Origin of the sequence: Achromobacter ruhlandii, assembly GCF_002082135.1 — a bacterium.
GTDB classification, from domain to species: Bacteria; Pseudomonadota; Gammaproteobacteria; order Burkholderiales; family Burkholderiaceae_B; genus Achromobacter; species Achromobacter ruhlandii.
In genome coordinates, this window is sequence record NZ_CP017433.1 from 4,295,810 (window position 1) to 4,310,373 (window position 14,564).

General features: G+C 69.8%; 11 protein-coding genes and 1 other RNA gene. 1 reads left to right on the top strand and 11 read right to left on the bottom strand.

Features of this window, described 5'->3' with window-relative positions; genetic code table 11:
- The 6 genes from dnaX to AruCF_RS19370 form a co-directional block, all read right to left on the bottom strand.
- Nucleotides 1-1,113: DNA polymerase III subunit gamma/tau (gene dnaX / locus AruCF_RS19350; RefSeq protein ID WP_083036828.1), on the bottom strand; the 1,113-nt coding region annotated here is incomplete at its 3' end.
- Between the two features lie 121 nt (nucleotides 1,114-1,234).
- Nucleotides 1,235-1,332, bottom strand: an RNA gene (ffs, locus tag AruCF_RS19355) — signal recognition particle sRNA small type.
- A 406-nt stretch (nucleotides 1,333-1,738) separates the two neighbouring features.
- A complete protein-coding gene (locus tag AruCF_RS19360) occupies nucleotides 1,739-5,296 on the bottom strand; it encodes a UvrD-helicase domain-containing protein (RefSeq protein ID WP_049075410.1) in 3,558 nt (1,185 codons plus the stop codon).
- 3 nt (nucleotides 5,297-5,299) lie between these two features.
- Nucleotides 5,300-7,963, bottom strand: a complete 2,664-nt coding sequence (locus AruCF_RS19365) for a PD-(D/E)XK nuclease family protein (RefSeq protein ID WP_049075411.1) — start codon at nucleotides 7,961-7,963, stop codon at nucleotides 5,300-5,302.
- Between the two features lie 84 nt (nucleotides 7,964-8,047).
- Nucleotides 8,048-8,209, bottom strand: coding sequence for a hypothetical protein (locus AruCF_RS29565; protein WP_167385865.1), 162 nt, complete (start codon nucleotides 8,207-8,209; stop codon nucleotides 8,048-8,050).
- A 16-nt stretch (nucleotides 8,210-8,225) separates the two neighbouring features.
- Complete coding sequence (locus AruCF_RS19370) at nucleotides 8,226-9,425, bottom strand: MFS transporter (protein ID WP_049075412.1); 1,200 nt, start codon at nucleotides 9,423-9,425, stop codon at nucleotides 8,226-8,228.
- Nucleotides 9,426-9,637: 212 nt separating this feature from the next.
- Between AruCF_RS19370 and AruCF_RS19375 the strand changes: the two genes are divergently transcribed.
- On the top strand, nucleotides 9,638-10,591 hold the full coding sequence (locus AruCF_RS19375) for an NAD(P)H-dependent flavin oxidoreductase (protein WP_049075413.1): 954 nt from the start codon (nucleotides 9,638-9,640) through the stop codon (nucleotides 10,589-10,591).
- An 81-nt stretch (nucleotides 10,592-10,672) separates the two neighbouring features.
- Here the strand turns inward: AruCF_RS19375 and AruCF_RS19380 are convergent, their stop codons facing one another.
- The 5 genes from AruCF_RS19380 to AruCF_RS19400 all read right to left on the bottom strand — a co-directional run bounded on the left by AruCF_RS19380 (nucleotide 10,673) and on the right by AruCF_RS19400 (nucleotide 14,476).
- Nucleotides 10,673-11,101, bottom strand: coding sequence for a type II toxin-antitoxin system VapC family toxin (locus AruCF_RS19380; protein WP_197487190.1), 429 nt, complete (start codon nucleotides 11,099-11,101; stop codon nucleotides 10,673-10,675).
- The gene (locus tag AruCF_RS19385; protein WP_049075417.1) at nucleotides 11,098-11,352 is read right to left on the bottom strand and encodes a type II toxin-antitoxin system Phd/YefM family antitoxin; all 255 of its coding nucleotides are present in this window, start codon (nucleotides 11,350-11,352) and stop codon (nucleotides 11,098-11,100) included. Before AruCF_RS19385 ends, AruCF_RS19380 begins: the two co-directional genes overlap by 4 nt.
- Nucleotides 11,353-11,505: 153 nt before the next feature.
- On the bottom strand, nucleotides 11,506-12,477 hold the full coding sequence (locus AruCF_RS19390) for a Bug family tripartite tricarboxylate transporter substrate binding protein (protein WP_049075421.1): 972 nt from the start codon (nucleotides 12,475-12,477) through the stop codon (nucleotides 11,506-11,508).
- A gap of 71 nt (nucleotides 12,478-12,548) precedes the next feature.
- Nucleotides 12,549-13,745 (bottom strand): CaiB/BaiF CoA transferase family protein, encoded by a 1,197-nt coding sequence (locus tag AruCF_RS19395; protein WP_049075422.1) that lies wholly within the window; start codon nucleotides 13,743-13,745, stop codon nucleotides 12,549-12,551.
- On the bottom strand, nucleotides 13,742-14,476 hold the full coding sequence (locus AruCF_RS19400; RefSeq protein WP_049075423.1) for an enoyl-CoA hydratase/isomerase family protein: 735 nt from the start codon (nucleotides 14,474-14,476) through the stop codon (nucleotides 13,742-13,744). The genes AruCF_RS19395 and AruCF_RS19400 overlap by 4 nt, the downstream gene beginning before the upstream one ends.
- Nucleotides 14,477-14,564 lie beyond the last annotated feature (88 nt).

Sequence of the window (14,564 nt, forward strand, 5' to 3'; positions counted from 1 at the left end):
GGGCGCTTCGATGGCGGTCTGCGGACCGGCGTCACCGTTGAGCGCCAGCATGCGCAGGCAGGCCATGATGAAACCGGCGTACTCGTCCGGCGCCAGCGTCAGTTCGCCGCGGCTGTGGACCGCCACCGAGTAGAACAGCTGCACCGCGTCGGGATGCAGGGTCTGCGCCAGGCGGGCGATGTCGGCCGCCAGCGGATCCTCGGCCGGCATCACGCCGGACACGCGCTGCTCGATGGCGACGCGCGACAGCAGCACCGCCAGGTCGGCCAGCGCGCCGGCGTACGACAGGCCGCGCGTGGCGAGTTCGTCGGCCACCGCCAGCACGCCCTTGGCGTCGCCGGTGGACAAGGCGTCCAGCAGGCGCACCAGGTGGCGCTGGTCGATGGTGCCGAGCATGCCGCGCACGGCGTCCTCGGTGAGATTGCCGGCGCTATAGGCGATGGCCTGGTCGGTCAGCGACAGCGCGTCGCGCATCGAACCCGACGCGGCTTGGCCGATCAGGCGCAGGGCCGGCACTTCGAAGCCGACCTGCTCCTCGCCCAGCACCGCCTGCAGGTGGCCCACGATGGAGTCGGCCGGCATCTGCTTCAGATTGAATTGCAGGCAGCGCGACAGCACCGTGACCGGGATCTTCTGCGGGTCGGTGGTGGCCAGGATGAATTTGACGTGCGGCGGCGGCTCTTCCAGCGTCTTGAGCATCGCGTTGAACGCGTGCCCGGTGAGCATGTGCACTTCGTCGATCATGTAGACCTTGAAGCGGCCCGCGCCCGGCGCGTAGACGGCCTGCTCCAGCAGCTGGGTCATTTCCTCGACGCCGCGGTTGGAGGCCGCGTCTAGTTCGAGGTAGTCGACGAAACGGCCGGCATCGATCTCGGTGCAGGCGCGACAGACGCCGCAGGGCTTGGAAGTGATGCCGGTTTCGCAGTTGAGCGATTTGGCCAGGATGCGCGACAGCGTGGTCTTGCCGACGCCGCGGGTGCCGGTGAACAGCCAGGCGTGGTGCAGGCGCTGGGTGTCGAGCGCATGCGTCAGCGCGCGCACCACGTGATCCTGTCCCACGAGGGTATCGAACGATCGCGGCCGCCACTTGCGGGCCAGTACCAGATAAGTCATGGCGGGATTGTAGAGCCTTTGCAAGAGCCGATGCGATTGCCGGCGCGAAATGCAAAGGGGACGGAATCATCTTCCGGGGAAATCCCCTTGGAAAACAACCCCGTCCCCTTTGCGAAAACCGGTTGGCGAGCCTTACTCCGGCACTGACCCTAAACGACTATGGCTGCTTCGTTCCCGACCTGACCAGGTTCACCGTCGAACCATGCGAAGGGGCCCGCCAAGCAAGATTCTAGCAGAGCTTCGCGTTGCTCGCTCGGCTAGCCTCTTGCTTGGCGGGCCCCGGGGGGCTGTATGTGCGCCCCCTCCCCGGCCCTCCCCCCGAGGGGGAGGGGGAGAAGACGTTGCTTCGCTTGTCTTGGCGGCTCGCTTCGCTTTGCCTGGCTGGCTCGGTTGCTTTCGCTCGGTTGCTTTGGCTTGGCTTGGTTTGGCTTGTCTGGCGTTGCCTGGCTCTGCCTTGGCTTGCCTTTACTCCCCTTTACTCCTTTACTTCGCTTGGCTCGCTTCGCTTTGCCTGGCGTTGCCTGGCTCTGCCCTGGCTTGCCTTGCTTTTACTTCGCTTGGCTTGCTCCGCTTTGCCTGCCTCGCTTGCTTTGGCTTGGCTTGCCCTGGTTGGGCAGGGGGGCTGCTACAGGTCGATCCAGGCGCGGGCGCGGGGGAAGTAGAGGGCGGCGCGGGCTTTGCGGCCGTCCAGGGCGGTGACTTGGGCGCAGTAGCGCAGGAGTTGGTCGCCGTGGCGTTGGCGCATGCGCTGGGCGAAGGCGGCGGGGGATTCGTTGGGTTGTGGGCGGCCTGTTTTGTAGTCGACGATGAGCCAGCCGTCTTCGGTGCTGAGGGCCAGGTCGATGACGGAGACCTTGCCGGCGGCGTCGATGAGGGGCCACTCGCGGCGGGCGCCGGATTGGGAGAGGAGCCAGAGGCCGCGGTCGTCGGCCAGGGTGGACTGGAGGGTGTCCAGGACGGCTTCGGCGGCGGCGTCGGCCTGGCTGGCGGGGATGCCGGCGCGGGTCAGTTGGCGGCGCATGGCGGGCAGGCGCTGGGCCAGGGTGTCGGCCGGCCAGGCCGCGATGCCGTCCTGGCCGATGCGGGCCAGCCAGGCGTGGGCCAGGGTGCCGATGGCGGCGTCGTAGCCGGATTCGAGTTGCCAGGCGGGATGTTCAGCGCTGTCGCCCCAGGCGCCGCGCGCGGCGGCGGCGAAGCCGGGGCTGATGGCGATATCTGCCTGCCGCGCCAGTTGCGCCAGGCCGTCGCGGTGCAGCCGGCGCAGCGGTTCGCCCTGCCACTCGGGCGCGTCGGCCACGGGCTCGGCCGTGTCGCCGTCGGCGGCCGGCGGCGTGGGCGTGGCCAGGCAAGGCCAGAGGCGGCCCAGCAGGCTGGCGGAGGATGGCGTCTTGGGCTGGCCGCTGGCCTCGTCGACGCTGACGTGGCCGACCAGATGCAGGCGCTTGCGGGCGCGGGTGGCGGCGACGTACAGCAGGCGGTCGATCTCATAGGAGGCGCGGCGGGCCTCGCGCGCGCCCAGGTAGCGCGACACGGGATCGGCCTCGGTTTCAGCGCGCGGCTTGACCGGGCCGAACAGCACGCGCCCGCCGCTTTGCTCGAAGCGCACCAGCGGCGGCTGGTCGCCGCGCGGCGCGCGATGCAGGCCGTACAGGATCACGGTCTCGAACTGCAGGCCCTTGGACTTGTGCATGGTCATGATCTCGACCGCGGCCTCTTCGTCGGCGGCGTCGGGCGCCGCGAACAGGCGCGCGATGCCGGTATCCAGCGCGGCCGCGTCGATGGCCCCGTGCGGCGCCAGGCGCTCGACCAGCTGGAACAGGCTTTCGGCGTCGTTGGCGACCGACGGGCCGCTGTAGAGCGCCGGCCCGCCCAGGCGGCGCCACAGCGTCTCGACCCAGGCCGCGAACGGCATCGCGCCCGAGGCGTTGCGCGTATCCAGCAATATCGCCGCCACCTGCCGCAGGCGCGCGTATTCCTCGGGGCGCAGCACGGCCTCGGCCGAACGCGGGGTATCGGCGCCGCTGAACGAAGGCTCGCCATCGCTGGCCGCGATCGGCATCAACGCCGGATCAGCGCGCGAGGCATCAGACGCCGCATCGTCGAACAAGGCCCCTTGCGCCGGGTTCTCGGTGTCGTCGAACAGCGATCCCTGGCGCGCCGCCGGGGCGGTGGCCACGGGCGCCGCCACGGCCTTCGCCGGCGCCGGGCGCAACAGGCGCTCCAGCAGCACCGGCACCGGCGTCACGTGATCGGCGCCGAACAGGCGCTGCAACGACTCCAGCGTCAGGCCGCAGAACGGCGCGCGCAGCACCGACAGCCACGCCAGCCTGTCGCCCGGATGCGACAGCGCCCGCACCAGTTGCACCAGGTCCGCCACCACCGGCCGCAGCGCGAGCGGCACCAGGTCCACCGCGCGGCAGCGGATGCCTTCCTGCGCCAGCCGGCGCGTCAGGGTGCCCAGGTGGCTGCGGGCCCGCACCAGGATGGCGACCGGGTGCTTGCTGCCCGCGTGTTCGGCCAGCGCCTGCCGCACCAGGCCGACGGCGATGTCCTCGGCCTGTTCCTCGGCCGGCGCGGCGCCGGCGCGCGACCAGGCGGGATGGAAGCGCACCGCCGGATCCGGCAAGGCCTCGTGAAAAGCCGTGGACGGGCTGTACTTGATGGCGCCCGCGGCGGCGTCGCTGCGCTTGGGCAAGAGTTGCGCGAACGACTGGTTGACCCAGTCGACGATGCCGGCCTGCGAGCGGAAATTATCGGTCAGGTTGAGGAAACCCGGTTGCAGTTCGCCCACGCCCGTTTCCGCGACTTCAAGGAACAGCCCCACCTCCGCCTTGCGGAAACGGTAGATCGACTGCATCGGATCGCCCACCAGGAACAGGCTGCGGCCGTCGCCCTCCTGCCAGCCGGAGGTCAACGTTTTCAACAGATCGAGCTGCGTCTGGCTGGTGTCCTGGAATTCGTCGATCAGCAGGTGGCGGATGGACGCGTCGAGCTTGAGCAGCAGCTCGCCCGGATCGTCGGCGCTGCCCAGCGCCGAGGCGGCGCGCTGCGAGATCTCGATGAAATCGACCTCGCCCTTGTCGGCAAAGCGCAGGCGCAATTGCGCCACCGCCAGCGCCAGCGTCATCAACTGCGCGCCCAGCACTTCCCACTGGGCATCGCTCAAGCGCGGCGCGGGGATATCGCGCACGGCGGCCAGGCGCCGCACCCACGGCGCGTCGCCATCGGCGCTCTCGAGCCAGGCGACGAAGGGTTCTTTGTGCGCGCACTTGGCGGGAAAGCCCAGGTTCTTGTTGACGGTCTTGCGCAGCGAACCGGTGCCGGTCAGCAGCAGATGGGCCACGGCGCGCCATTGCTCCAGCACTTCGGCGTCGGCCGGCAGTTCCTCGGTCCAGTCGAGCAAGGCCGCCAGGCGGTCGTCCTCGCCGCCGTCCTGCAATTGCGCCGCGGCCAACCGCGCCGGCCCGCACAGCGCGTCGGCCCAGCCGTAGGGCATGGCCTCGCACAGCGCGTCCAGGTCCTCGCCGATGGCCTCGGCCAGGGTTTGCTCCAGCGCCTCGCGGTCGGAACCATGGCGCAGCAGCGGCAGCCACTGGTCGCGCTGACCGAGCATGTCGGCGATGGCGTCCTTGGCCGCCTGCACGTCCACGTCCATGTGCTGCAGCAGGATGCGGACCGCGTCGTAGTCGTCCGCCAGATCGAGCGTGGCGCGCGCCGCCGCTTCGTAGTGGGCGCGGGCGTCGTCGGTGATCTCGGGCATGCCGCCCAGTTCGGATAGCCACGGCATGCTGCGGACCAGACCGGCGCAGAACGAGTCGATGGTGCGGATCGCCAGCCGCGCCGGATGCTCCAGCAGGTGCCATTCCTGTTCGGCGTTGCGCGCCAGCGCGGCGCGCGCCAGTTCCCAGCTGCGGCGCTCGTGGGCGGCCTCCGGCGGCGCGTCCAGGCCCCGGCGCAGCTTGCTCAACACGCGCGCATGCATCTCCGAAGCCGCCTTGCGCGTGAAGGTGATGGCGACGATTTCCTCGGGGCGGTTGACGGTGGCCAGCAGCGCCAGGATGCGGTCGGTCAGCAGTTCGGTCTTGCCGGAGCCGGCGGGCGCCTGCACCAGGAAAGAGCGTGCGGGGTCCAGCGCCGCCGCGCGCGCGGCATGGTCCTGGGGCTGGCGTTCCATATCGGCCATGGCTCAGGCGTCCTCGTCATCCAGGTGCAGGCGCAGGAAAGGCAGCGCGTCGCAGTATTTCAGGTCGTCGCGGCGGTAAGCGACGTTGGCGGCATGGCCCGCCACGTATTCATCGGCCAGCGACTCGATCGCGGCGCGCCAGCGCTGGCGTATCTCGGGCCAGGACAGGCCGTCGAAGTACTTGCTCTCGGCCGCCAGCGTCACGCCTTCCATGCCCAGGTCTTCGTCGGCCAGGCCCTGCGCCGCCACCTGGCGCGCATGGATCTGGGCCAGCACCAGGCCGGCCACTTCGCCGCCGGCGGCATCGGCCAGCACCGAGGCGTAGAACGGCAACTGCACGTTCACCGGACGGCTGCGCGACCAATCGGGCTCGGGCTTGGCGGCGGCCACGCCGGTCTTGTAGTCGACGATGACGTTGCGGCCGTCGGCCAGCGTGTCGATGCGGTCCAGCCGCAGCTTCAGGTGCAGCGGGCCATGGCGCCATTCATGGTTCTTCTCGACCTGCGCCACCGCGAACGGCAGGCGCTGGGCTTCCATGTCCAGCCACGACGCCAGCACCGTCAGCGCGCGGGCGCATTCCAGCGCCTTCAGCGCCGGCGCATACTGCTGCAGTTCTTCATCGGCGGCCTGCGCCACCGCCTGCTCCAGCAAGGCGGGCAGGCGGCCGCCGGCCAGCGTGTCATGCAAGGCCTCCTGGTCGGGCAGCATGCCCCACACCAGTTCCAACGCCTTGTGCAGGAACTGGCCGCGCACGTTCACCGTGGCCGCGTCGGCATAGGCCGCGAGTTCGCGCCCGCCCAGCCGGTGGCGCACGAACGCCCACAGGGGGTTGCGCGCCTGCGTGTCCAATACATCCAGCCCGCCGCCGCCATGGTCGTGGGAGGTCAGGGGCGGCCCTTGCGCGTCGTCCAGGGTTTCCTGCGGCAAGGCGGCCACGGCGGCGGCCGGCGCCGGCCGCCAATCGGTCAGGGCAGCTTCGGCGATCAGCGGCGACGGCCGCAACTCGCGTTCGCCATCCATATGCGCGTGGCTGACGATGACCTCCGGCGCGCAGCGGCACAGCGCCGCGTAGATGCCCTCGGCCCACTCGCGTTCGCGCTCGGGCGTGGCGCGCGGCGCCTTGGCCTGGCGCAGCACCGCCAGCGGCAGCAGCGGGTTCGGCTTGGGCGAGGCCGGCAGCACGTCGTCGGTCAGGCCCAGCATCCACACGCCGTCCCAGAAACCGCCTTCCGCTTCCAGCAGGCCCAGCACATCCAGGCGCGCCAGCGGGTCGCGCTGCGGCTGGAACGCGGCCGAGCGCGCCACGCTCTGGAGCAGGTTGACCGCCGCCACGCCGCCCAGCTTGCCGGCGGCCGGCGCCAGCGCCGAGAAGCCGCCCAACGCCTCGCCGAACGCGCCCAGCACCTGATAGCCGACGCTGTCCAGCGCGCCCTCGCCGGGAAAGCCGAGCGCCGTCAGCGCCGCCTTCATGCGCAACATCCAGACATCGCTGGTGGCGCGCGCGCCCCCCTTGGTCCAGATCTCCATGGCCTGGTCCCAGGCCTGCGCCAGCGGCGGCAACTGCGACAGTTGCTTGCGCCATTCCGTCGCGGACAGGTGGATCTGGCCGCGACGGCGCCAGCGCGCATCGAGCGCGGCCAGGCCGGCGCGTTCGCTGACATCGCCCGCGCAGTGGCCCGCCAGCAGCGCGGCGCCCAACACCTCGACGCCGGAGCCGTTGCCGGCCGCGCACTCGGCCAGCGCGCGCAGCCACGCCAACGCGGCGCGCGCCAGCGGCCATTCGTCCAGCGGACGGCCGACCGCCACGTTGAAGGCGAACGCCGGCGCGCCGTCATGGCCCGCCAGCGCCTGGCTGAGAATGCGCCGCGCGAACGGCGACTCGGCTTCGAGCTGGGGCGAGACGATGGCGTAGCGGCCGCCGGGATGACGCTTGAGCTGGCTGGCGGCCCACTCGGCCGCCGCGCGCCATTCGGCGCCCTGGTCCGGCGCCTCGTAGCGGCGCGGCGCGGCGGGCGCGCGCTGCGTGTCGCGCCATTGCGCAATCAGGCAGCCCTGTTCCTCGAATGCCCGCAGCAGGCGCCGAAAACGCGGCGACATGTCGGTAAAGCCAGCCAACACCAGATGGCCGGGCACGGCCAGCCGGCCATCCTCGAGCGCCCGCAGCACGCGGGCATAGCCCTGGTTGGCGTCCTCGGCGTCGATGGCGGCCAGGGCCTGGCGGTAGCGTTCGCGCCAGCGGGCGAAGCCGCGGTACTCGTCAGTGTCGGCGCCGGACGGTACGCGCAGCGCCCACTCGTCCATGAGCTGGTCCGCGTCCATCGACAGGCGCGCCGCCTGGCTCGCGTCCAGCAGCACGCGCTCGGCCTCTTCGGCGCGGATGGCTTCGGTCCAGACCAACTGGGTGGCGAAGCCGTCGAGCCGGTAGGCCGGCACGTCGTCATCGGCCTCGAACGCCAGTTCATTGGCGGATTCGGCCAGCCAGGCGGACAACGGCAGGATGCGCGGCAGTTCGCTGACCTGGCGCTCCTGGCGCAGCAACCCGGCCAGCTCGAGCGTGAGCCGGCGCGACAGGCGGTTGTTGACCGTCAGCACCAGCATGTCGGCGGCGGGCATGTCGCCGATGGCGGACAGGCTCAGGTCGGGGTAGGAAAGCGGGTCGTCCTGCATGGGCGGCGTCAAAACGCGATACGGAAACGCGGTGTCAAAACGATTACCGCCGTAGGATACCGCGCCCCCGCCCCGCCCGCGTGGCTAGAAACCGCACAGCGACGCCAGGTTTTCCCAATGGATCTGCATGTCGGGCTGGGTATAGCCCCAGAAGGCCAGGCCCAGCACCAGGGCCAGCGCCCCCCAGCCCGCCAGGCGCCAGACGCGATGGCGGCGGGCGGGCGATGCGGAGGGCGAGTCGGTCATCAGGGCCACCCGGGTATCAGGCGGTCGCCGGCTGCGCCAGCGGCTGCTCGCGCACCGGCAGGCACAGCAGCGCGGCGGCCACCGCCAGCGCCACGCCCAGCCACCAGACCAGGTCGTAGTTGCCGGTCTTGGCATAGGCATAACCGCCCAGCCAGACGCCGATGAAACTGCCAACCTGGTGTCCCAAAAAGACGATGCCCGACAGGGTCGCGGCATAACGCAGGCCATAGATCTGGCCGATCAGCCCCTGCGTCAGCGGCACCGTGCCCAGCCAGAACAGGCCCATCCAGGCCGCGAACGCGTACAGCACCCACGGCGACAGCGGCAGCCACAACAGCAGCAGGATGCCGAAGGCGCGCATGCCGTAGACCACCGCCAGCAGGCGCTTCTTGCTGTACTGGCCGCCAAGCTTGCCGGCGTAGAACGACCCCAGCACGTTGAACAGCCCGATCAGCGCGATCGCGGTGGCGCCCTGCCCCGGCGTCAGCCCGCCGTCGGTGACGTAGGCCGGCAGGTGCAGCGTGATGAAGGCCGTGTGGAAGCCGCAGACGAAGTAGCTCCAGAACAGGAAATGGAACGACGGATGCCGCACCGCCTGGCGCACCGCCGCCGTCAGCGATTGCTGCGGCCCGCCGTGGGCCTGCGGACGGCCGCGCAGGAAATAGGCCAGCGGCGCCGCGCAAGCGACGAACAGCGACAGCACCCACAACGCGCCCGGCCAGTCCAGGCCGGTAATCAGCGCCTGCCCGGTCGGCACCACCGCGAACTGGCCGAGCGAGCCGCCGGCGCTGGCGATGCCCATGGCGGTGCTGCGATAGGCGGGCGGCACGGCACGCGCCACCACCGGCAGGATCACCGGGAACGTGGTGCCGGCCTGGCCCAGGCCGACCAGCAGGCCGGCGCTCAGGTAGAGCGTGGTTTCGTCGGTGGCGAAGCGGGTGCCGATCATGCCCAGCATGTACAGCAGCGCGCCCAGCGCGATGGTGCGGCCGGAGCCATAACGGTCGGCCAATATGCCCATGAAAATGCAGGCCACGCCCCAGACCAGGTTCTGCAGCGCGAAGGCCATGGAAAACACTTCGCGGCTCCAGCCGTGCGCCAGGCCCATCGGCTGCATGAACAGGCCAAAGGTGGCGCGCACGCCCATGGCCAGCAGCACCACCAGGGTACCCAGGACGATGGTGCGCACGTAACGCGTATCGGTAGTGCTCGACATGATTGTTCTTATTGATGGAGAAAGGCGTCCCCTCCTCGGGACGGCCGGGCCGTGGGCCAGACGCGCACATCATAAACAAATAACCCGGAGCCACCGGCAATACCCGTGTCGCCGCATCGCGTATCACGCCAGGGCTTGCGCCACGCCCAACAATATAGTTGATTTTATCAACCAATTATTCCAGAATGGGATTTTCCCCATCCTGATCAGCCATGACTCTGCAAACTCCGCTGACCCGCCTGCTGGGCACGCGCTATCCGATCATCCAGGGCGGCATGAGCTGGGCCTCGTCGAACGCGGCGCTGGCGCTGGCCGTATCGCGCGCCGGCGGGCTCGGCGTGATCGCCGCCGGCCCCATGTATCCCGAGGCGCTGCGGGCCGCCATCCGCGCGGTTCGCGCCGGCACCGAGGCGCCTTACGCCGTCAACATCCCGCTCTACAACAAGCGGGCGCAGGAACACATGGACATCGCCCTGGCCGAAGGCGTGCCGGTCATCATCGCCTCGCAGGGCGGCCCCCAGAAACACATTGGGCGCGCGCGCGACGCTGGCGCAAAATGGTTGCAGGTGATCGCCAGTCCGGAGCATGCCGCCAAGGCCGAAGCGGCCGGCGTGGACGCGGTGATCGCGGTCGGCCTGGAAGCCGGTGGCCACCCAGGACCCGATGAGATCGGCTTGCAGGTGTTGCTGCGCGCGGTGGTGCGACGCGTGTCGGTGCCGGTGGTGGCGGCCGGCGGCATTGCCGACGGTGCCGGCATCGCGGCCGCGCTATGCCTGGGCGCGGCCGGCGCGCAGCTGGGCACGCGCTTCCTGCTGACGCCCGAGGCGGGCGTATGCGACGCCTACAAGGACGCGGTGCTGGCGGCGGGCGTGGCCGACACCACGCTGGTGGGACGCGGCCGTTCGCCGGTGAGAATGTTGCGCAACGCCTTCGCCCGCGACTATCTCGCGGCCGAACACGGCGGCGATCTGGCCATGCTGGAGACCCTGTTCGCCGGCAGTTCCTTGAAGCAGGCCGCCTTCGACGGCGACGTGCAGGGCGGCAAGGTCGAGGCCGGCCAGAGCGCGGGCCTGATCGACAGCCTGCAACCGGCGGGCGCGGTGGTCGAGCAACTGGTGGCGCAAACGCGCGAAGCGCTCAGGCGCGCGGCGCTGCTGGCGGAGTGAAGCGCGGATCGAGCCCCACATCCGCACGAAGATCGCCGCGGTTTCAGCCCTGCCCCGGTATCGCCCGGGCGAGGGCGGGATTCACGCGCCGGCTTCCCAGGGATTGACGATGACCACGCCACAACCCGAAAAATCAGACACGTTCCGGGTGACCAGCGTCATGCCGTGCACCAGGGCGGTGGCGGCAATGAACGCATCCCGCTCGGGACGCATATCCGGCACGTGCAACCTGGCGCAGCGCAATGCCACCGCCCCATCGAGCGGCAACGTCCTGTCGGAGAACTCCGGCAGGACGTGATCACGCATCCACTCGCGCAACCGCGCGCCTTGCCCGACATCGCGTCGCTCCATGCGCAGAATGCCGATCTCCAGCTCCATGAGCGTTATCGCGGAAACGTAAAAATTCGCCGCATCCTCATCCGAGAGCCAGGCGGTCACATTCTTGTCGGCCTTGCCGTCGCCCACCTTGCGCAGTTCGGAAAGCACGTTGGTATCCAGCAGGAACATCACGCGACGTCCGCCGGGCGAGGCAGCTCGCGTGAGCGGGGAGCATCGAGTTCGATGTCGGCAAGGCCGGGCATCGACAGCGCGCTGACGATACTTCGCTTTTTGCCGACCAGGCGCCAGTAGTCCTCGATGGCGAGCAGGACATGGGACGGCTTGCCTCGATCCGTGATGAACACGGGCCCCTTGAGGGCCGCCTTCTTCGCCTTGGTCACGTCCTGATTGAGTTCGCGGCTGGAAAGTGTGGTGATGGACATCGCGCATCCTTTGATCCTTGCTTAATATGTAGTAACGTTACTACATTAAAAGTGGCGGGACAACCCCCGGCAGCCGAGGCCGCCCAGGAATTCTCCCGCGCGTCAGGATCAGCCAAGGGCGACCACGCGCCCTCGCATCCAGCCAGAATCGTCCTATTTCTTCATCAACCCCGCCGCCTGCACCAGCTTGCGCATGGCGGCCTGGTCTTTCTCCACGAAGGCCGTGGCTTCCTGCGGCGTCATGTTCCACAGGTCCACTCCCTGCGCCTGCATCAGCTTGCTGTATTCCGGATTGGCGTTGACCTTGGCCACCGCGTCGTTCAGGCGCTGCAAGATCTCCGGCGGCGTGCCCTTGGGCGCGGCCAGGCTGTACCAGGAGGCGGACTCCGCGCCCTTCACGCCGGATTCGGCCAGTGTCGGCACGTCGGGCAGCAACGGCGAGCGGTGGTCGTTGGCGTAGGCCAGCGCCTTGAGTCGGCCGCTGCGGATGAATTGCAGGCTGGCGGCCAGGTTCAGCACCGCCATGTCCACCTGCCCGCCCACCAGATCGTTGATGGCGGGCGCCGCGCCGCTGTAGGGGATATGGACGATGTCCACGCCGGCGCGTTCGCGAAACAGCTCGGCGCCCAGGTGCGGCGAGCTGCCGGGCCCGGCCGAGGCATAGTTGATGCGGCCCGGCTCCTTGCGCGCCATCGCGATCAACTGCTCGACGCTGTCGGCCTTGAGCGTGGGCCGCACCACCAGCATGTTGGGCTGGTTGGCGACGATCGAGACAAAGGCGAAGTCCTTGATGCCGTCGTACGGCGTCTGCTGCATCAGCGGCGTCACCACGTGGGCGGCCGACGTGCCGAGCAGCAGCGTGTAGCCGTCCGGCTTGGCGCGCGCCACGAAGTTGGCGCCGATGGCCGCGCCGCCGCCGGCCTTGTTCTCGACGATGATGGTCTTGCCCAGCTGCTTTTCCAGCTCGCGCGCCAGCGCCCGCCCCAGCACGTCGGCGGGACCGCCGGCGGCATACGGGTTGACCAGCGTGATCGGCTGCGAGGGATAGGAATCGGCGGCGACGGCAGGGGCGCACAACGCGCCGGCCACCGCCGCGCCGCACAGCAGGCGCTTCAGAGTCTTCATGGTTTGTCTCCTGGGATATTGTGTTTTATGTGTGGTGCGGGGAAAGGCCCCGGGGCTCATGGCCCCGATGGCTAGATCGCGCCCTGCGCGCGTAACGCCTCGATCTGCGCTGGCGACAGGCCCAGCCGGCCGGCCAGCACGCTGTCGGTGTGCTCGCCCAGCAAGGGCGGGCGCTCCAGCCTCGGATCGTCGAAACCGTCGAACTTGAACGGCACCGGCACCGCGCCGAAGCGGCCGATGGACGGATGCTCGTAGCTGGCCACCATGCCGCGCGCGAGCACGTGCTCGTTGTGCAGGATCTCCTCGACATCCAGGATCGGGCCGGCCGGCACGCCGCGCGCATCGCAGCGGCGGCACAGTTCGTCGCGCGTCAGCCGCGCGGCGGCCGCCGACAGGCCGGCCATGACTTCGTCGCGGCGCGCCACGCGCACGGCGTTGCGCGCCAGCTCCGGATCGTCGGCCCATTGCGGCAGCTCGAGCGCCTCGCACAGCGGCTTCCAGTGCTGGTCGCTGCCGGTGATCTGCACCCAGCGGCCGTCGCCGCACTCGAACGCCGCGGAGGGCACCCGGCCGGGATGTTCCGTGCCCAGCCGCGGCGGCACTTCGCCCAGCGCGAAATAGCGCGCCGCCGCCAGCGACAGCAGGCCCACCTGGCCGTCCAGCATGGAGAAGTCGATATGGCAGCCCTGCCCCGAGCGCGCCCGTCCCACCAGCGCCGACAGGATGCCGATGGCGGCCCACAGGCCCGAGGTCAGGTCGCTCACCGGCAGGCCCGGCTTGACCGGACCGCCGCCCCGCTCGCCGGTCAGGCTCATGATCCCGCCCATGGCCTGGAACACGGTGTCATAGCCCTTGCGCGGCGCGTACGGTCCGGTCATGCCGAACCCGGTGCACGAGAAATAGATCAGGCCGGGGTTGTCCGGCGCGATGTGCTCGCGGTCCAGGCCGTACTTGGCGAGCGTGCCGACCGGGAAGTTCTCGACCACCACGTCGCAGGACTGCGCCAATCGCCGGATCAGGGCCTGCCCCTCGGGATGACGGAAGTTCACCGTGACCGACTGCTTGCTGCGGTTGAAGGCCAGGTAGTAGGCCGACTCGGTGCCGCCCTCGCCTTGCACCTTGGGTTCGAAGCCGCGCGTCTCGTCGCCGCCTCCGGGCTGCTCGACCTTGATGACCTCGGCGCCCAGCTCGGCCAGGATCATCGAGGCGAACGGGCACGCCAGCACGCGCGACAGGTCCAGGATGGTGACGCCTTCAAGCGGCCTCATCGCGCCGCTCCCTGGCGAAAACCCCGCATGATGATGTTGGCGTCGCGGCCCACGCCCAGCGCCTCGCCCAGCCCGAGGTCGGCCGCGCGGTGGAAGGCGCGCTTGGTCAGCCCCATCGCGGCCGGTTCCCAGCCGGCCAGGCGCTGCGCCATCGCCAGCGCCTGGTCCAGCACCTGCGCGGCGGGTGCGACGCGGTTGGCGATGCCCAGTTGCAATGCGCGCGCGCCATCGATCGGCTCGGCCATCGCCACCAGCTCGAAGGCATGCTTGCGGCCGACCTGGCGCACCAGGTTGGCCATGACCACCGCGGCCACGATGCCGTGGCGCAGTTCCGGATAGCCGAAGCGCACGTCCTCGGCCATCACCGTCAGGTCGCAGGCCAGCGCCAGCCCCGCGCCGCCGCCAAGCGCGTTGCCATGGACCGCGCCGATCACCGGCTTGACCATGCGCGAGAACACCAGGTGCAGGTCGGTCGTCAGGTCGGCGCGGCGCAGCACCGCGTCCGGCTGTTCCGGCGTCAGGGCCGAGAACTCGCCGGTGTCGGCGCCCGCGCAGAACGACTTGCCATTGCCCGTCAGCACCACCGCGCGCACCGCGTCGTCGCGATCGGCCTGGCGCAGCGCGTCCAGCAGCATCGTGGTCAACGCGGTGTTCAGCGCGTTGTGCTTTTCCGGACGGTTCAGGCGCAGCAGCCGTACCGCGCCCAGGTCTTCAATGATCAGTTCCGACATCACGGATATCCTCTTCCAATGGCGACAAGCAAATTGATTGATTAAATCAACAATAAGGGTAAAAAAAGGCGCGGACGCGCGCCCGCGC

What these genes read in the sequence shown, in the direction of transcription:
- AruCF_RS19365 (WP_049075411.1), bottom strand. Translation starts at nt 7,963, where the DNA reads ATGCAGGACGACCCGCTTTCCTACCCCGACCTGAGCCTGTCCGCCATC.
- AruCF_RS29565 (WP_167385865.1), bottom strand. Translation starts at nt 8,209, where the DNA reads ATGACCGACTCGCCCTCCGCATCGCCCGCCCGCCGCCATCGCGTCTGG.
- AruCF_RS19375 (WP_049075413.1), top strand. Translation starts at nt 9,638, where the DNA reads ATGACTCTGCAAACTCCGCTGACCCGCCTGCTGGGCACGCGCTATCCG.
- AruCF_RS19390 (WP_049075421.1), bottom strand. Translation starts at nt 12,477, where the DNA reads ATGAAGACTCTGAAGCGCCTGCTGTGCGGCGCGGCGGTGGCCGGCGCG.
- AruCF_RS19395 (WP_049075422.1), bottom strand. Translation starts at nt 13,745, where the DNA reads ATGAGGCCGCTTGAAGGCGTCACCATCCTGGACCTGTCGCGCGTGCTG.
- AruCF_RS19385 (WP_049075417.1), bottom strand. Translation starts at nt 11,352, where the DNA reads ATGTCCATCACCACACTTTCCAGCCGCGAACTCAATCAGGACGTGACC.
- AruCF_RS19400 (WP_049075423.1), bottom strand. Translation starts at nt 14,476, where the DNA reads ATGTCGGAACTGATCATTGAAGACCTGGGCGCGGTACGGCTGCTGCGC.
- AruCF_RS19360 (WP_049075410.1), bottom strand. Translation starts at nt 5,296, where the DNA reads ATGGCCGATATGGAACGCCAGCCCCAGGACCATGCCGCGCGCGCGGCG.
- AruCF_RS19370 (WP_049075412.1), bottom strand. Translation starts at nt 9,425, where the DNA reads ATGTCGAGCACTACCGATACGCGTTACGTGCGCACCATCGTCCTGGGT.